Annotated in this window: 15 protein-coding genes; 12 read left to right on the forward strand and 3 right to left on the reverse strand. The window is 63.2% G+C overall.

Translation table 11 applies throughout. The features are described from left to right. Positions 1 to 146 precede the first annotated feature (146 nt). The 4 genes from AC6IZO_RS03200 (at position 147) to xerA (ending at position 2,856) form a co-directional block, all read left to right on the forward strand. Positions 147 to 464: a hypothetical protein gene (locus AC6IZO_RS03200; protein ID WP_497807944.1), complete on the forward strand. Its 318-nt coding sequence runs from the start codon at positions 147 to 149 to the stop codon at positions 462 to 464. Then, complete coding sequence (locus AC6IZO_RS03205; protein ID WP_497807946.1) at positions 461 to 808, forward strand: hypothetical protein; 348 nt, start codon at positions 461 to 463, stop codon at positions 806 to 808. Before AC6IZO_RS03200 ends, AC6IZO_RS03205 begins: the two co-directional genes overlap by 4 nt. Positions 809 to 895: 87 nt before the next feature. Continuing rightward, positions 896 to 1,891, forward strand: a complete 996-nt coding sequence (locus tag AC6IZO_RS03210) for a tyrosine recombinase (RefSeq protein WP_497807948.1) — start codon at positions 896 to 898, stop codon at positions 1,889 to 1,891. After that, positions 1,888 to 2,856: a site-specific tyrosine recombinase/integron integrase gene (gene xerA, locus AC6IZO_RS03215; protein WP_497807950.1), complete on the forward strand. Its 969-nt coding sequence runs from the start codon at positions 1,888 to 1,890 to the stop codon at positions 2,854 to 2,856. Before AC6IZO_RS03210 ends, xerA begins: the two co-directional genes overlap by 4 nt. A gap of 71 nt (positions 2,857 to 2,927) precedes the next feature. Here xerA and AC6IZO_RS03220 read toward each other — a convergent pair whose 3' ends face one another. Further along, the gene (locus AC6IZO_RS03220) at positions 2,928 to 5,675 is read right to left on the reverse strand and encodes a DUF6600 domain-containing protein (protein WP_497807952.1); all 2,748 of its coding nucleotides are present in this window, start codon (positions 5,673 to 5,675) and stop codon (positions 2,928 to 2,930) included. Positions 5,676 to 5,905: 230 nt separating this feature from the next. After that, positions 5,906 to 8,866: a preprotein translocase subunit SecA gene (gene secA, locus AC6IZO_RS03225; protein ID WP_497807954.1), complete on the reverse strand. Its 2,961-nt coding sequence runs from the start codon at positions 8,864 to 8,866 to the stop codon at positions 5,906 to 5,908. Positions 8,867 to 9,384: 518 nt separating this feature from the next. Between secA and AC6IZO_RS03230 the strand changes: the two genes are divergently transcribed. Further along, positions 9,385 to 10,008, forward strand: a complete 624-nt coding sequence (locus AC6IZO_RS03230) for an HD domain-containing protein (protein WP_497807956.1) — start codon at positions 9,385 to 9,387, stop codon at positions 10,006 to 10,008. 157 nt (positions 10,009 to 10,165) lie between these two features. On the opposite strand, the gene AC6IZO_RS03235 is transcribed toward AC6IZO_RS03230, so the two are convergent. Continuing rightward, positions 10,166 to 10,750, reverse strand: a complete 585-nt coding sequence (locus tag AC6IZO_RS03235; protein ID WP_497807958.1) for a class IV adenylate cyclase — start codon at positions 10,748 to 10,750, stop codon at positions 10,166 to 10,168. Positions 10,751 to 10,845: 95 nt separating this feature from the next. Between AC6IZO_RS03235 and AC6IZO_RS03240 the strand changes: the two genes are divergently transcribed. The 7 genes from AC6IZO_RS03240 (at position 10,846) to AC6IZO_RS03270 (ending at position 16,931) form a co-directional block, all read left to right on the forward strand. Further along, positions 10,846 to 11,721, forward strand: a complete 876-nt coding sequence (locus AC6IZO_RS03240) for a UbiA-like polyprenyltransferase (protein WP_497807960.1) — start codon at positions 10,846 to 10,848, stop codon at positions 11,719 to 11,721. 297 nt (positions 11,722 to 12,018) lie between these two features. Further along, positions 12,019 to 12,168 carry a hypothetical protein gene (locus AC6IZO_RS03245; protein ID WP_497807962.1) on the forward strand — a complete coding sequence of 50 codons (150 nt, stop codon included), beginning with the start codon at positions 12,019 to 12,021 and terminating at the stop codon, positions 12,166 to 12,168. Positions 12,169 to 12,216: 48 nt separating this feature from the next. After that, the gene (locus tag AC6IZO_RS03250; RefSeq protein ID WP_497807964.1) at positions 12,217 to 12,477 is read left to right on the forward strand and encodes a hypothetical protein; all 261 of its coding nucleotides are present in this window, start codon (positions 12,217 to 12,219) and stop codon (positions 12,475 to 12,477) included. 162 nt (positions 12,478 to 12,639) lie between these two features. Then, entirely contained in the window at positions 12,640 to 12,978 is a 339-nt protein-coding gene (locus AC6IZO_RS03255; RefSeq protein WP_497807966.1) for a hypothetical protein, read from the forward strand. A gap of 114 nt (positions 12,979 to 13,092) precedes the next feature. Further along, positions 13,093 to 14,256: an aminofutalosine synthase MqnE gene (gene mqnE / locus AC6IZO_RS03260; protein WP_497807968.1), complete on the forward strand. Its 1,164-nt coding sequence runs from the start codon at positions 13,093 to 13,095 to the stop codon at positions 14,254 to 14,256. A gap of 162 nt (positions 14,257 to 14,418) precedes the next feature. After that, positions 14,419 to 15,564 carry a hypothetical protein gene (locus AC6IZO_RS03265; RefSeq protein WP_497807970.1) on the forward strand — a complete coding sequence of 382 codons (1,146 nt, stop codon included), beginning with the start codon at positions 14,419 to 14,421 and terminating at the stop codon, positions 15,562 to 15,564. A 158-nt stretch (positions 15,565 to 15,722) separates the two neighbouring features. Beyond that, positions 15,723 to 16,931, forward strand: coding sequence for a glycosylasparaginase (locus AC6IZO_RS03270; RefSeq protein WP_497807972.1), 1,209 nt, complete (start codon positions 15,723 to 15,725; stop codon positions 16,929 to 16,931). Positions 16,932 to 16,958 lie beyond the last annotated feature (27 nt).

Consider the following 16,958-nt stretch of genomic DNA (forward strand, 5'->3'; position numbering starts at 1 on the left):
ACACTGCAATGAATTATAACCTGTTCCCGCCCGGGATGTTCCACAGGCTGTTCCCGGTCGAATATAGTTGCCGCTGATTGCCGATTGCGCGGCCGCCGGAGCGGGTGTAGAACAGGGAATCACGAGCGGGCCCGAGGTCCCATTGCATGCGTACCAGGCTCATCTTCTGCGTGCTGCTGCTGTTGCTGGCGGCCACTGCGGCGCAGGAACCGGTTGCGGTTCCCCCGCAGGGGAAACCTGCCACGCCTGCGGAAGTGAGTGCCCCTGCCGCCACTATGCCCGTAAGTCCTCAGCGCAAGCAATTCCAGGATGACACCGCCCGGCTGCTCCAACTGGCCACCGACCTGAAGCAGCAAGTCGACCGCTCGAACGAGGGCGTGCTCTCGCTCGGCATGATGCGGAAGGCCGAGGCCATTGAAAAGCTCACGCATGAGATGCGTGGCCGGGCGCGGGGGCAGCAATGACCCGCTGGCACAAACCGTTGCAGTGGTGCTCGGCGTGCCTGGTTGCTGTGCTGGCGCTGGCAACGCTCGGCGGCTCTCAGGTGCAGGTGCCTCATGGACGTCCGCCGGGATGGGGAGACACAGGTCCGGATGAGCGCCAGTTGCATGAAATGGCCGTGGAGCGCCAGAAGCGCCGCTACAAGGAGATCCGGAGCGAGAGCCAGCGGCTGCTGGAGCTGGCCACCGAACTAAAGCGAAGCGCTGATGGCAGCGCGGAGCTTAACCCGGCCGACACCGAGCACAAGCTGGAGCAGATTGAGAAGCTGGCCCACTCGGTGAAGATGAAGATGCGCGGCGAGTACTGAGCGCCTGCGCAGGCCTCCTGCGTGACTCATGCGGCGTGTACCCGGTTGGTCATTGTCCGCGCCTCAGGCGCTTGCCATACTGTCCTCGTGGCTGTTCGAGACAACCCGCAGGTGCTGGCCCGCTTTCGAGATTATCTGAAGGTGGAGAAGGGGCTGGCCACGCTCTCCATCCAGAGCTATGAGCGCGACCTTGCGCATTTTGCTGAGTTCCTCGCCCTGCGGCATCGCGTTCTTATGACGGCGGAACGCCAGGATGTGCGCGACTTTCTCGACCACCTCTTCAGCCATCCCAACGAGAAGACAGGCAAGGTCTACGATGGCCGCAGCGTGGCGCGCAAGCTGAGCGCCCTGCGCCAGCTCTACCGCTACCTGCTGCTCGACCGCTACCTTGAACACGACCCCACGCTGAACCTTGAGACGCCAAAGCAGTGGAAGGTCTTGCCGAAATCTCTGGCGCAGCCCGAGGTGGAGAAAATGTTGAGCGCGGCTGAACACCGCGCCGAGGCCGGGCGGGCAGCTACGCGCAAGGCCGACAAGGTGACAGCGGCGATTGCCATGCGTGACCGCGCCATGCTGGAGGTCTTCTACGCCGGGGCGTTGCGCGTGAGCGAACTGGCTGGCGTGCGCATTACGGACACCAAGCTCGACCAGGGCTACATGATGGTGCGCGGCAAGGGCGACAAGGAGCGCATTGTGCCGCTGGGGCGCGCCGCCGTCGAGGCCGTGAGCGAATACCTGCAGACCGCGCGGCCGCTGCTGGCCGGGCCGCACGTTTCGCCCTATTTGTTTCTTCCGCGCGGCGGGGAGAAGCTGACCCGCGAGCGGCTGTGGCAGATTGTCAACGCCGCCTCGGAGGCGGCAGGCCGCCATGCCAGCCCGCACATGCTGCGGCACTCGGCGGCCACGCATATGGTGGAGCACGGCGCCGACCTGCGCACGGTGCAGACCATCCTCGGGCACTCGGACATTTCAACCACGCAGGTCTATACGCACCTCGCGCTCGACCGGCTTACCAGCGTCTACCGCTTGCACCATCCGCGCGCGCAGCGGCGTCCGCAGATTGCTGACGAGGGCAAGGAATGAGCCGCGTAGGGGACAAGACGAAGGCCGGTAACGCCACGCCCGTAAAAGCCACGGCTGCAAAACAGCCGGAGACTCCAGCGGAAAAGCTGGTGCAGCGCTTCCTGCGTTCGCTGGTGGAGCGCAATGCCTCGGAGCACACAATCAAGGCCTACACGCTCGACCTGGAGGGCTTCACCAACTTCATCGGCACGGAGAAGTTGAGTGATGTGGATCACGTCCGCATCCGCTCATTTCTCGCCGAACTGTATGAACGCGGTTTGAGCAAGCCTTCCGTGGCGCGCGCGCTGGCCGCTGTGCGCTCGCTTTACAAGTGGCTGGCCCGCGAGAACCTTGTGCAGAAGAATCCGGCCTCGCTGGTGGCCACGCCCAAGCTGCCCAAGAAGCTGCCGCGCGTGCCAACCGAGGAGGAGATCAACCGCGTGCTGGATGCCGCGATGCCGGAAGTCGCGGCCTTTCCCCAGCGTGACCGCGTCATCTTCGAGCTGCTCTACGGCTGCGGTATGCGTAACTCCGAGCTGATCGGCATCAACCTCGGCGACATCCACTGGGCGCGCGAGGCCATCAAGGTTCGCGGCAAAGGGAAGAAAGAGCGCTACGTTCTGTTCGGAGACGCGGCGGCCCAGGCCCTGCGTGCCTATCTTCCGCGCCGTGCAGAGTTGCTGGCGGAGAAAAAGAAGTCCGACACGGCGGCGCTCATCCTGAACCAGCGCGGCGAGCGGCTGACCACGCGCAGCGTCGGACGCATTGTGAAGGCCATTGCCATCGCACGCGGCCTGCCGCCAGACGTGCATCCGCACACTCTGCGTCACGCTTTCGGCACGCACATGCTGGAGGAGGGTGCCGACCTGCGCGCCATACAGGAGATGCTCGGCCACGAGCGCCTCTCCACCACCCAGCGCTATACACAGCTCACCACCCGCCAGGTTCTGGACGTCTACGACCAGACGCATCCGCGCGCAAAGTAACGCGGGCCGTCTACGCCACAAAAGGGAAGGGCGCCCACGCGGGGCGCCCGGAGACCAATCAGAAAAACCTGTTAGATACGGCGTCCGCCGTGCGACTCGCCGCCGCTGGAGCGCGGAGCCGGGGCACTGTGTTGCGCCGGGGCACTGGGCGTGCTGCGTACTGAAGGCGCGCTGGAACTGCGTCCTCCGCCATACGAAGAGGATGGCGCAGAGTAGTTGCCGCGGCTGCCGTAGGAAGGCGCCGTGGCATTGCTGCGTCCACCGTAATTGCCGCTGTAGTTCCCACCATAGGAAGGCGACGCGCTGCGCCTGCCACCGTAGTAGCTCTGGCTGTCGCTACGCCCACTGTAGTAGCCGTTGTTGGACGGAGCTGGATAGCTGCTGCGTCCGCCGTAGCTCGGACTTTCACGATAGGTGGAAGCCGGTGCATAGTCGCGGCTGCCTCTAGAGTACGAAGGGGCGCCATAGGCGCCCCTGTTGTTTGCATCCGCGGAGTAGCTTCGCCCATAACTGCTGCCCCCGCCGTCGTAATAGGAGGAGCGTTTCGGCTCCTCCTTCGGATGGGATTCCTGCTTGGGTTTGCTGCCCTCTGCCGGACGGTGCACTTGGCCGCCGCCCTGCGGACGCTGCTGCTGTTCGTAGCGAGCACCGCCCTGGTTGCTCTGAGGCTGCTGGCTCGGCTGCTGCTGGCGGCTCGGAGTGCTGCTCTGTGGAGCGCTGTACTGCGGGCGCTGCACGTTGGGCTGGCTCTGCGGGGCCGTGTTCTGCTGCCGCTGCTGCTCCGCCTGAGGAGCGTTGTACTGCGGACGCTGCACATTCGGATTGGCAGTGTTGCCAGCCGGAGCATTGCCCTGGCGGTTCTGCTGCTGCGTATTGCTCGGCGTGCCTTCCATGGTATAGGTGCGCGAGCCGGAGGTGCTGGACGGAGCCTGACGTGCGCCCTGCCCGCCCTGGTAGTTCGGCTGCGAACCGGAAGGCTGCTGCTGTTGCTGCGCCGGCTGTCCACCGGCCGCCGGAGGCCGCGGCACGTACCGTGGCTGGCGTCCGCTATCCGTGGACGGCTGGTTGCCCATGTTCTGGTTGCCGCGCTGGTACCCCTGGTTCCCCTGCCCCTGGTTGCCCTGGGGCTGCTGCGTCGGGACACCCTGGCCTTCATTGGTCCACACACGAGATCCCGAACCGGGGGCTGCCGTTCCGCGGTTGCCAGGCGTCACCTGGCCCGGAGTCTGGCGTCCCTGCTGATTCATATTCGGGGTCGTGCCCGTGCTGGCTCCCGGAGCGTTGCCGCCCTGGCGCGTCAGCGGAGCATTGTTCGTGTTCGTCTGAACCGGTCCGCCCATGATCCGCGGACGCGTGATGGTCGGTGCCGGCTGCTGCCGGAATACCCTGCGATCCACGGCGCGGCTCGGAGGCACGGCCGAAGGTGCGCCGGCACGAGGGCCAAGCACGCTGTTGCGCTGCGCCTCAACGCCCGGATTCTGCATGACGCCTGCCGAGCGCATCTGGTTCTGGTTGAGCGCGATGGAGTGGTTGCCCACCGGGCGCGCGTTCGTCATGGTGTCGCGCGCCACCACCGTCATGGCGCCATTCACGTTGCGGTTGGCGTAGTTCATCGGTGCCATGCGCGGATGGCCGCCGTTATAGTCGCGCACCACGTTGTTCACGTTCACAATGCGCGTGTTGGTGATGTTGACGTTGGTGATGTACCGATTGCTCACGCGGTATGACGGGTAATACGGCTCACGCCAGCCCAGCGGGAACCATCCCACCGCCGGTCCGCCAATGCCTACGCTGACGCCCCAATTGCTGCCGCCGACCCACGCCACCAGTGCCGGGGAATAGATCGGGCGCGGATGATGCCATCCGCCGCCGCTGCCGTAGTACGGGCCGGGGCACCAGCCCCAGCGGTTGCCAATGTAGGCCCAGCGTCCGTAGTGGAAGGGCGCAAAGCCCCACGGCGAATCGTCAACCCAGGTCCAGCCCCACGGATAGATATAGACCCAGTGTCCGTAGTGGTACGGAGCCCAGCCCACGGCCACCTGCGGATACCACACCGGGCCGTAGTCGCCCACAACCGACCAGGAACCGTAATCGTCCAAATCCTCGGCGCCGATGGTGCCGGGCGGAACATACTGCGAGGAAGCGCTGCTGCTCTCGCGCTGGTCGCGCACTGAACACCACTGGTCGAACGGGTCTTCATACGGCGCACGCTCGCGCGAATTCGCCATGGTGGTGCCGCTGCGGAAGCGAACCTGCTGGTCGTGCGTGACTTTTACGGAGGGGCCGTCGCCGGTGGCAACGCCCTCGCCGTGGCGCACCGTCACCCAGGTCTCGTCAGCCTCATTCAGCACGTCAAAGCGGTAGACGCCGGCCTTGTTGATGGTGAAGGCGATGTTCGGCGTATCGATCTCGTAGATTTCACCCTGGTACAGACGGGTGATGGTCAGCTCCAGCACGCCCTGATCGAGTTCGATCTGGGTGGTGTTGTCGCTGACGTTGGTGAAGGTCAGGCTGGTTTCGCTGTTCATGCGCAGGGAGCCGGAATCCAGCGTCATCTCCGTGCGCGCGCCCTTGTCGGTCCAGACGCGGTCGCTGGTGGTCAGCGGACGATTCTGTGTCGCCTCTACCCAATCATTGACCCCGCCCGGTTGCAGGCTCACAGACCCTTGCAGGTAGCGCAAGCGCACCACGCGCGAAGGCGGGTCCTGCGAATTCTGCGCCTGCTGGTCGTCATACGGAACCTGATCCTGCGCCAGAGCCATACCCGTCAGCAGCAGAATGCCCAGTACCGTAAGCCAGAGCGGCTGAGTTGCTTTCATTGCTTTCATGGTCTCGTAGACCTCCCTCCGGTAATCCTGGCTTCCCAAGGGCCGGCTACCGGAACACCGTCTCACAAACCTTAAACCCACCCGCACAATTTCCGTTGCGCGAAATCGTAAAGAATTTGAAAAACAGGCGGTTAGGCCGCCTTGGAACACGGTTCCTCTGCAAAAACGAAGGGCGAAGCCGTTGGCCTCGCCCTTTGCACCACTGGAATCCGGAAGCCAGCCTACTGGCCCGCTCCGTGGCACTTCTTGTACTTTTTGCCGCTGCCGCAAGGGCAGGGATCGTTGCGGCCGATCTTTTCTCCACGGATGACCTGCTGCACCTGCTCCGGCTCGTTCTGACCGGCCATGCGCGCCTGCTCCAGTTCGCGGCGCTTGCGGCGCTGGAACTGCTCTTCGTCGTCCTTGCTCATCTGCGCCCGCTGCGGCTCGTGGCTGGCCACGGGCACGGCGCGCAGAATCGGCTCCGAGTGCGGGCCGTACTGGATGGGCTGGCCCACCTCATCGATGATCGGCATCAGGAACAGGTCGCGGACGGTCTGCTCCTCGAAGCTCTGCATCATCTGCTCGAACATCTCGAAGGACTCCTTCTTGTACTCCACCAGCGGGTCGTGCTGGCCGTAGCCGCGCAGACCGATGCCTTCCTTCAGGTGGTCCATGCCAAGCAGGTGGTCCTTCCAGAGCGTATCCAGCGCGCGGAGCATGAAGAAGCGCTCCTTGCCGCGGATCTGCTCGGGTCCGGCCAGCTTTTCCTTGGCCTCGTAGCGGTCCACCAGGCACTTGTAGATGGCGTCGCCAAGCTCGGTGCGGTTCAGCTCCTCGGGCTTTACGCCGTCGAGCTTGAAGTCCACGCCAAAGCTGCCGAGAACCTCTTTGCGCAGGCTGGCAATGTCCCAGTTCTCCGGGTGCACATGCTCACCGGCATATTTATCGAGCATGGTGGCGAGCATGTCGCGCACGTAGTCGTCGAGGATCAGCTCCTTCTGGTCGATTCCTTCGAGCAACTGGCGGCGCAGGCCATAGACGGCCTCGCGCTGCTTGTTCATCACGTCGTCGTACTCGATCAGGTGTTTGCGCGATTCAAAGTTCTGGGCTTCCACCGCCCGCTGCGCCTTCTCAATGCGGTTGGTGATCATGCGGCTTTCGATGGGCACGCCTTCTTCCATGCCCAGCCGCTGCAGCAGCGTGCTCACCCACTCCTTGGCGAAGATGCGCATCAGGTCGTCTTCGAGCGAGAGGTAGAAGCGCGAAGCGCCCGGGTCGCCCTGACGTCCGGCGCGTCCGCGAAGCTGGTTGTCAATGCGTCGTGCTTCGTGGCGCTCGGTGCCGAGAATGAACAGGCCGCCCGCCTCAATGACCTTGGCGTGCTCGGAGTCCGTGAGGGCTTTGTGCCTAGCCAGGACTTCGTTCCACTGCTCGGTGGGTACGAGGAATTCCTGCCCCTGGTAGTACCAGTAGGTCGTGGTCGGGTCGTCGGGCTGGGTTTCCAGCGCGCCTTCTGCGGCCTTTACGGGCTGCGCTACGCCCTTCTTTACGCACTCCTGCTTGGCCATGAAGTCCGGGTTGCCGCCCAGCAGAATATCAGTGCCGCGGCCGGCCATGTTGGTGGCAATGGTGACCATGCCGAAGCGACCGGCCTGCGCCACGATCTCAGCTTCACGCTCGTGGTACTTGGCGTTCAGCACCACGTGGTCCACGCCCTTCTTCTTCAGCAGCTCGCTCAGGCGCTCGCTCTTCTCAATGGACGTGGTGCCCACCAGCGCGGGCTGGCCCTTCTCGTGAATCTGCTGAATCTCGTCAGCCACCGCAAAGTATTTCTCGTGCTCCGTGCGGTAGACAACGTCGGGGTACTCAATGCGCGCCAGTGAACGGTTGGTCGGAATGACGACCACTTCCAGCTTGTAAATCTTGTCGAATTCGGCGGCTTCCGTCTCGGCCGTACCGGTCATGCCGGCCAGCTTGTTGTACATGCGGAAGTAATTCTGGAAGGTGATGGTGGCCAGCGTCTGGTTCTCACGCTCCACCTTGACGCCTTCCTTGGCTTCCACGGCCTGGTGCAGGCCATCGGACCAGCGGCGGCCCGGCATCAGGCGACCGGTGAACTCGTCGACGATGATGACCTCGCCATCCTTCACCACGTACTCAACGTCGAGCCGGTAGAGGTTGTGCGCCTTCACCGCGACTTCCACGTGGTGCTTCAGCTCCCAGTTTTCCGGGGCCGCAATGTTGGTGATGCCGAGCATCTTCTCGACCTTCTCCCAGCCCTGCTCGGTCACCGTGGCGTTCTTGTGCTTCTCGTCGACGACAAAGTCGCCGGTCATGATCTTGGTCTGCGGATCGGGGCCGGGCAGCTCTTCGCCGCGCTCCAGGCGGGGAATGATCTTGTTCACCCGTTCGTACTTGTCGGTCGATTCCTCGCTGGCGCCGCTGATGATGAGCGGCGTGCGGGCTTCGTCGATGAGGATCGAGTCGACTTCATCGACAATGCCGAAGTTGTGCTCGCGCTGCACCAGTTCGCTCAGGTCGAACTTCATGTTGTCGCGCAGGTAGTCGAAGCCGAACTCGTTGTTGGTGCCGTAGGTGATGTCGGAGCCGTAGGCAACGCGGCGCTGCTCGTCACTCAGGTCATGCACAATCACGCCGACGCTCAACCCGAGGAAGCGGTACAGCTTGCCCATCCACTCGGAGTCGCGCTTGGCAAGGTAGTCGTTCACGGTGACGACGTGCACACCGCGTCCCGGCAGGGCGTTCAGGTAGACGGGCAGCGTGGCCACCAGCGTCTTGCCTTCGCCGGTCTTCATCTCGGCGATTTTGCCCTGGTGCAGCACCATGCCGCCAATCAACTGCACGTCAAAGTGGCGCATGTTGAGCACGCGGCGTCCGGCCTCGCGGACGACGGCGAAGGCCTCTTCCAGAATCTGGTCGAGCACTTCGGCAATGGCCGCCTGGCGCTCCTTCTCGAACTGCTTCTGGCGGTCGGCATCGGCGTCCGGGTCGTCTTGAATCTGCGCCAGACGGTCGGCGATGCGCTTGCGGAATTCGTCGGTCTTGGCCCGCAACTGCTCGTCCGTGAGCTTCTTGATCTCCGGTTCCAGCGCGTTAATGCGCTCGACGCGCGGCATCAGCTTCTTGACTTCGCGCTCGTTCTGGGTCCCAAACACCTTGGCAATCAGGCTGTTAATCAATGTGGCAAGTCCTTTTCGCGGCGCGCGCCGGCAGCGATCTCGGCGCGGCGGCTTTCATCTGCAGAAACTTTTGGATAAATGCCTGTGCGTTCGTCCGAGGAAAGCCCACTTTCTCTCCTCTCATCAGACGACACACCCATGAAAAGGCTATCACATTGCCGGGGTGCGCGTGGCCCGCCGCAGACGCATTCATCAACGTGTAAAGCGTGAGGAATGAGGAGCAAACGGTAGGGATCGGGAAACAGGGATTAGGGGGTAGGGACTAGGGCTTAGAGGAAAGAGAACAGGGGACAGGAATTGAATGTCATTTGTGTGCGCCACGGCTTATCGGGTGTCCCAGGTTCGGCGCCTTCCGTTAGCGGCTAACCGGGGATACGCTTCCGCCCACGCTTCAATAATGAGCGCCAAAACTTGAAACCTGAAACTCGAAACCTGAAACTGGCAAATCAAGTTCCTCCCCTCGCTTGCAACCGCACCCCGCCTGTGCCTACAATCCCCCTCTCAAGCAGGGGAGCGTCATGATTCCTGATCTGCCGCCGCTGGTGTTGACCGTGCGCTTCACGGAGGCGGTGGAGTATGCCCGGCGACACCACACGGAGCATCGCAAGGGAACCAGTGTCCCTTACATGGCGCACCTGATCGGCGTGGCGGCCCTCGTCATGGGCGAGCATGGCTACGTGGAATTCCCCGTCACCGAGGAGATGGTGCTGGCCGCCGTGCTGCATGACGTGGCCGAAGACCACGGCGGGCGCGTGCGGCTCGAGGAGATTACCGTGCAGTTTGGCGGGGAAGTCTCGCGCATGGTGGAGGGGCTGAGCGACAGCCTTGTGGCCGCCGACGAGCGCAAGGCCCCCTGGCACGAGCGCAAGTCAGCGTATCTTGAGCGGCTGAAGTCCGAGCCTCCGCAGGTGCGGCTTATCTCTGCGGCCGACAAGCTCTACAACGCGCGCGCCACGCTGGAAGACTTCCGGCTGGTGGGTCCGGCGGTGTGGGCGCGCTTCAAGCGTCCGGCCGAGGACCAGATGCGCTACTTCCGCGCCCTGCGCGAGGAGTTCGAGCGCACCGGCGGCAACCGCCTCACGCGCGAGTTTGGCCGCGTGCTGCTGGAACTGGAGCGCCTCAGCCTGAAGACCGCAAAGTAGAGAAGCCGCTGACAACGAGGAATGCACCGTGCAACCAGAGGGAACGCGGGTGCCTTAGCAGCGGCCAGGTGCCCCAGGTTTGCCGCGCCTGTATTCGGCGCGGTTAACCTGAGATGCGATCCCTCCCACACTTGAAACTTGAAACTCGAAACTCGTCCTACTTCTTCACCCGGGGCTTCCGGGTGCCGCACTCGCGGAAGGTCATGTTCTGCGCCGTGCTCTTCGTCTGCTGCTTCCAGGCCAGGAACAGCGCAGCGTAACTGTCGGTGATGTAGTCGTCAAGCCGCACGCCAAGCTTCTTTGCCGTCTGGTCAATCCATCGGGGAGAGCCTTCAATCTCCGCCACGTTGCCGATTGGCGTTTGGTCGATCACAACCTCGCCGCGTCCATCTCTCCACTCGCTGCGGAACTTCTCATAGACGAACGCGGGCTGGTAGCCGAGCGCTTCGAGGATGCTCGCCATGCGCGCGCCGTCGGCCACCGCCGTTTCGTGCTCGGTGCGTGTTTTGTGCCGCGCGGCCACGCCCTTGGACTTGTGCGTGAGCCGCCACTGGTCGCCGTAACGGCGCAGGCGCAGCACCTCGCGCTTGCGCCGCAGCATGCCGTCGGGAAGGTCATAGAGCGTGTTGTGCTCGAGCGTCGGCGGCGTCTCGAGGGTGAAGCCGCTGGCAGCTAGCGCCTGCTCCAGGGCCTTCATGTCGGGGACCAGAAACTTGATTTCCACTTCCTTGTGGCGAGCCATGCCTGCGATTGTAGAGCACCGGCGGATTCGCCGCCGGGCGCGCGCTCCGGTAAAATGGCCGACGGGGTGTGTGCCCCGGGGAGCGTCCTTCAACCGTGCCTTTCATTCGTAGCCTGGCTCACAATACCGGCGTCACGCTGGAAATGATCAAGTGGGAACACTCGTTCCTGACCCTTCCGTTTGGACTGACCGGCATGGTGCTGGCCGCGCAAGGCTTTCCGCCGCTGCGCCAACTGGGCTGGATTCTTGTCGCGCTGGTTGCCGCGCGCTCGGCGGCCATGGCCTTCAACCGCTGGGCGGACGCGGAAATCGACGTGCACAACCCGCGCACGCGCACCCGCGCGCTGCCCGCCGGGTTGCTCTCGCGTGGCTTTGTCGTGGGCTTCACGGTGGCCACGGCGGCCATCATGATCTTTGCGGCATGGCGGCTGAACCCGCTCTCGTTCTACCTTTCTCCGGCGGCGCTCATCATCATCTGCGGCTACAGCTACACCAAGCGCTTCACGCGCTGGGCGCACCTGTTTCTCGGCCTGGCCATGGGCATTGCGCCCACGGCAGCCTGGATCGCCGTTCGCGGCTCGTTTGATGCGCGCACGCTGATTGTGACGGCGGCGGTCATGTTCTGGGGAGCGGGCTTTGACGTGCTCTATGCCTGCCAGGACTACGAGTCCGACGTAAAGTACGGCGTTAACTCCGTGCCGCAGTATTTCGGCATTGCCGTGGCGCTGCGCATTGCGCGTGTCTTCCACGTCATCGCCTACGTCTTCTTCGCCTGGATGGTGGTGGCCTTCCACTTCGGCCCCGTGGGCATCGCGGGCGTGGTCATCACCGGACTGCTGCTCATTTATGAGCACTCTCTGCTGAAGTCCAACGACCTGAGCCGGATGAACGCCGCGTTCTTCACCACCAATGGCCTGATCAGCGTGGCGCTGCTCGGCTTTGTGCTGGTGGACGTGTATCTGCGCCGCTAGAAAAACAGACCTGCACCGGACGTGACTTCACGGAATCCTCCCCGCGGTGGAGCCGTGTGCCATCTGTGGGGGCATTGCCGTCGTTTTGTGCACGGCTCTCACGCCGGAGCTTGCGCATTCTACCGGCGACAATTGCCTCAAATCAGCGTAGAATGAATCTATCGCAGCAGGTTCGCTCCATCCTCTTCCGCCCTGTTGCCTCACGTAAGTCTTTCCCGGCCAAAGAGCAGAGACCGTCGTCCAGCCGTTCTGGCTGTGGGCCATGTCTTTTGCCTTTTTCCCCTCAAAGGAGCCACCATGTCCGCTATTTCCGGAGATAAGTCCCGTTTCAATCGCTTGCGGAAACAGAAACTGTTGCGTCGTAAACGCGCACAGGAGCGCAAACAGGCTGCGGCCGCCGCCCAATCTGGCGTGGCGCAGGCTGAGACCCCGGCCAGCCGCGGCTAGGCCGGATTGACCGCGCATGGCCGTGAGGCATGCGCATGGAGGTAATTGATGGCAACCCATCCACAGAACAAGTACCACTTGAAAGATCTTCACCAGGAAATCTCTCTGTACGACCGCAAGATTTCCTACTGCCAGACCTTGGAGAAGTTTGATACCGAGGAAGCCCGTGGCAAGGAACTGAAGCGCCTGAACACGCGTCGCTCATCGTTGGTCAAAGTGGCGGCCGCCATGGTCGAAAACGGGATCGAGTACAAGCCCGAGGATCTCCCCCGCTCGTTGCAGAACGCGGAGTCGCAGACGTCCGCGTAGAAAGCAGGCCACATGTCAGGTGGAATCTGTAAGTGTGGGCACGAAAAGCGCGACCATCGGGCGCTTCCGGCTCGCATGGGCGTCCATGGAGCGTGCCGGATTTGCCTTTGCAATGCTTACGCAGCTCCGGCGGGCGTACTCCCCAAGGTAAATGCCTCCGCCATGGACTGGGTGCTGGAGCGTTTGACGGCCAAGCATTGTCCGCAGGGATTGCATGTAATGGCTGAGGAGTTGCACTGGATGGGGCTGCCGGGAATGACCTACGAAAAGCTCTCGCAGGCCGTCAGGGCCGAGTTGGATAGGCAGAATCCGCGCATCTACTGTGTGACCGAAGGTGTGTTCTGGTTCGCTGACCGCAGCACTCCCGTCGGCTGGAATATGTACTCGGATGCGCGCATGTTGCCCTGCTTCTATCGCCGCTACCCCCCAGCCATTCCGTGGGACGAACTGGATACGCCGGACAACATTCTTCCCAGGCCCTCCACTCTGGGCCAACCGTAGCCAGCCCGGACGGCTGCACGCCCGCAGGGAACAGCTCTGAACGTTCCCTCCGGACGCCGCGGCCGGCGTTCTTCCTGCCCGTCCGAACCACGGATTGCGATATCATCTTCTGTGATGTCGAAAACCGTTGCCGAACAGTACCCCGTCACTGCGCCGCGTCATCCGTTCCAGACGGACGATCCGCGGCTTGAGTCCATCTACCAGAAGGTCATGGCGCACGAGCGTCTCGATGCCGACGACGCGCTGGCGCTGTACCGCACCGGAGACGTCCTGGCCCTGGGCTGGATGGCGAACTACGTGCGAGAGCGCATGTGGGGCAATGTGGCGTACTTCAACGTCAATCGCCACATCAACCACACCAACGTCTGCGTGGCCGCCTGCCGCCTGTGCGCCTTTGGACGCAAGAAGGGTGAGCCTGGCGCCTACACCATGGCGCTCGATGACATCTGGAAGTCCGCGGCCAGCGGCTACACCGAAGCCGTGACCGAGTTTCACCTCGTCGGCGGCCTGCACCCGGAACTGCCGTTCGAGTACTTCCTCGACATTGTGCGCGGACTCAAGCAGCGCTATCCGCAGGTGCACGTCAAGGCCTTCACCATGGTGGAGATTTCCTTCTTCGCCAAGCTCTACAAGATGGGTGTGCGTGAGGTGCTGGAGAAGCTGAAGGAAGCAGGGCTGGATTCGATGCCTGGCGGCGGCGCGGAGATCTTCGCCGAGCGCGTGCGGGCCATCATCTGCGACCACAAGATCAACGGCAGCGAGTGGATCGACATTGCGCGCGTGGCGCATCAGGTCGGCTTCAAGACCAACGCCACCATGCTCTACGGGCACATTGAGAACGATGAGGACCGCGTCGACCACCTGCTCAAACTGCGCTCGCTGCAGGATGAGACCGGCGGCTTCAACACGTTTATCGCGCTCTCCTTCCACCCGGACCACACCGTGCTGGAGCACCTGCCGTGGACGACCGGCATGAGCGACATCAAACAGATTGCCGTGGCGCGCCTGGTGCTCGACAACTTTCCGCACATCAAGGCCTACTGGCAGATGCTGACGCCGAAGATTGCGCAGATTGCGCTGCGCTTTGGCGCCGACGACATTGACGGCACGGTGGTGGAAGAAAAGATTTATCACGATGCCGGAGCCACCACGCCGCAGGGCCTCTCGCGGCAGGACCTCATACGGCTTATCACCGAGGCGGGCCGCGTGCCGTTCGAGCGCGACACGCTCTACCATCCGGTGATCCGCAGCGAGGATGGCGTGACCGTGCAGGTTTAGGAGTCAGGCTGTAATGGAACTGTGAAGGCCGTCGCCCCCGGGTGGCGGCTTTTGCTTTTGCACGCAGGGTGAGAGAATCATCCGCATTTCCGCCCGCGACTTTTGTGGAACGAGGTTCTCCCCGGCGGAGTGAAGTGCACGACAGAAGCAGGAGCAACGCTGATGCTGAAAATTTTCCGTCGCGGGATGCACTACCTGGCCGTGCTGGCGCTGCTGGCGGTCGCAATGCCGGCGGCGATGGCGCAGAGCACTGCGCCCGATCTTTGCGTGCGTCTGCAGCAGGCGTTTGATGCGCTGCCCGCGACCGGCGGTGTCATAGACCTGCACGCCTATGACGGAGCGCAAAGCTGCTCGGCCACCGTGCGCATCACGGGCAAGCCGGTGACCGTGCTGCTCGGGCCGGTACTGTGGACGAGCCACGTCCTGCCCATGATTCAGGTGAGCGGCTACGACAAGGCCACCAAATTCAATCTCCTGTGTGACCACCCGTTGTCGGCGACGATGAAGGCCGCCGCGCCCACCACCGGCACCGGCACCGCGCTGCTGCAACTGGGAGACCTGGCGGGCGACGGCTCGCACACGAACACGATCTGGGGGCGGGTGGAAGGCTGCGGCTTTGATGGCGGAGGTGTGGCCGACGGCATTGCCCTCAATAGCTACACGGCGGGTGAACTCTCAAGGCTTTCCATCTACAACTACGCGCACAATGGTGTCGTGCTCCGGCACGCGTGGAACACGCTTCTGCGCGCACTGAACCTGAATCAGGGCGCGGCTGGTTCGCGCGCGGCGCTCACGCTCGATGACGCCAGCAACACCGTGCTGGAGGCGAGCCAATGCTATGCCGGGCGGGCCAGAGGCGCGGCCTGCGTCTGGCTGGAGGGCACTGCCTCAAGCAACGTGGCGTTGCGCAATGTGGATTGCGGCGATGACGCCGTGTGTGTGGTGCTGCCACGGCTCGCGCAGCCCATCAGCGGCTTTGCCTTCGACCATGTTTACTTTGAAAACCAAGGCTCGCCGGTTTCCATTGGAGAGCAGGGCAAAGGGCAGGCGCCGCGCAACGTCATCTTCCTCGGCGGGAGCGTGGCGGCCAATCCGGCTAGTGGTGCCCTGGCCATTGCTGAGGCCTCCGGCGTCACTCTCAGCAACATGACGCTGCAGCAGGCGATTTTTGGCGCGGGTGTCAACGGGCTGCGGCTTGACGGCAACAGTTACGTCAACGGAAAGACGAACCACGCACAGAGCTACATTGACTGCGATACCTTCGGGCACTGCATTTTCAGCGGCGGAACGGAGACGGCGCACCCGTAGCGCGAAGATCGTGTCTCTTTTGAAGCCGCCACATTGCGGGCGCGCCATTTCTTCCTTCGTGCGGAATCCGCGAAGGACGCTGCTTCGCCCTTGGCGTATGGTGGTATCCTCAGCAGCAAGTCTTTCTATCCTCACCCACATTGCTATTGGAGGAACTCATGGGGTTTTCCCGGCGTGATTTTCTGGCGACCGCGGCGCTCAGCTCTGCGTCACTGGCGCTGCATGCGCAAACCAAGGCCACTGCGGAGAACAAGCCCGCAGAGAGCAAGAAGTCGAACCGCGCGTGGAAGCGTCCGGTCATTATCTGTGCGGGCAACGGGTATGAATACCTGGACCGTGCCCACAAGCTGCTGCGCGAGGGCGGCGACACGCTCGATGCGGTGATCGAAGTCATTCGCGGGCCGGAAGAGGATCCGAACGATACCAGCGTGGGTTACGGCGGCCTTCCGAATGAAGAGGGCGTGGTTGAGCTTGATGCCTGCTGCATGCATGGGCCGTCGCGCCGCGCCGGTTCAGTGGCTGGTGTGCACAACATCAAGAACGTGGCGCGGCTGGCCAAGACCGTGATGGAGCGCACCGGACACGTGATGCTGGTGGGCGAAGGCGCCGAGCGCTTTGCCTACGCGCACGGCTTCCCCAAGGAGAACCTGCTCACCGACGAGTCGCGCAAGACCTGGTTGCTGTGGAAAGAGACGATGAGCACGCAGGATTGGTGGGGCCCCGGCTTGGCCGATCCGAACTACAAGTTTCCGGACGAGGAGACGCACGCGAGCCTACAGGAGCGCCGCGTGAAGCGGCTGAATGAAGTCGCCGCCGATCTCGGCATTTCGCCCGAGCTGCGCGCGCGTGCCATTGACCACGTGCTCAATCCTCCGACCGGCACCATCAATTGCTCGGCCATCAACACCAAAGGCGAGATGAGCAGCGCCACCACCACCAGCGGCCTGGCGTGGAAGATTCCCGGTCGCGCCGGAGACTCGCCGATCATCGGCGCCGGCTGCTACTGCGATCAGGACACCGGCTCGGCCGGAGCCACCGGCAACGGGGAAGAGAACATCAAGGTCTGTGGTGCGCACACTATTGTGGAGAACATGCGCCACGGCATGGACCCGGCTGAGGCCGGTCTGGACGCGATGCGCCGCATTGCCCGCAACTACAACAATGACATGCGCAAGCTGCGCTACATCCAGATGATCTTCTACGTGCTGCGCAACGATGGCGCCTACGCGGGCGTCTCCATGTGGAGCCACAGCAGCAGCGGCGCGCGCCGCCGCTTTGCCGTGCATGACGGCGAAAAGCGTTACGAAGAGTGCGTGTCGCTGTTCGACGGCACGCCGCTGAACTTCCCGCCGATTCCCAAGCGGTAGTTTGGAAGGCTCATGAAGGGAGAAGGC

This window comes from Oryzophilus luti (genome assembly GCF_059726245.1).

Excerpts from the sequence above, each read along its gene's own strand:
- AC6IZO_RS03200 (WP_497807944.1), top strand. The coding sequence starts at position 147 with ATGCGTACCAGGCTCATCTTCTGCGTGCTGCTGCTGTTGCTGGCGGCC.
- AC6IZO_RS03205 (WP_497807946.1), top strand. The coding sequence starts at position 461 with ATGACCCGCTGGCACAAACCGTTGCAGTGGTGCTCGGCGTGCCTGGTT.
- xerA (WP_497807950.1), top strand. The coding sequence starts at position 1,888 with ATGAGCCGCGTAGGGGACAAGACGAAGGCCGGTAACGCCACGCCCGTA.
- AC6IZO_RS03220 (WP_497807952.1), bottom strand. The coding sequence starts at position 5,675 with ATGAAAGCAACTCAGCCGCTCTGGCTTACGGTACTGGGCATTCTGCTG.
- AC6IZO_RS03230 (WP_497807956.1), top strand. The coding sequence starts at position 9,385 with ATGATTCCTGATCTGCCGCCGCTGGTGTTGACCGTGCGCTTCACGGAG.
- AC6IZO_RS03235 (WP_497807958.1), bottom strand. The coding sequence starts at position 10,750 with ATGGCTCGCCACAAGGAAGTGGAAATCAAGTTTCTGGTCCCCGACATG.
- AC6IZO_RS03245 (WP_497807962.1), top strand. The coding sequence starts at position 12,019 with ATGTCCGCTATTTCCGGAGATAAGTCCCGTTTCAATCGCTTGCGGAAA.
- AC6IZO_RS03250 (WP_497807964.1), top strand. The coding sequence starts at position 12,217 with ATGGCAACCCATCCACAGAACAAGTACCACTTGAAAGATCTTCACCAG.
- AC6IZO_RS03255 (WP_497807966.1), top strand. The coding sequence starts at position 12,640 with ATGGACTGGGTGCTGGAGCGTTTGACGGCCAAGCATTGTCCGCAGGGA.
- mqnE (WP_497807968.1), top strand. The coding sequence starts at position 13,093 with ATGTCGAAAACCGTTGCCGAACAGTACCCCGTCACTGCGCCGCGTCAT.
- AC6IZO_RS03265 (WP_497807970.1), top strand. The coding sequence starts at position 14,419 with ATGCTGAAAATTTTCCGTCGCGGGATGCACTACCTGGCCGTGCTGGCG.
- AC6IZO_RS03270 (WP_497807972.1), top strand. The coding sequence starts at position 15,723 with ATGGGGTTTTCCCGGCGTGATTTTCTGGCGACCGCGGCGCTCAGCTCT.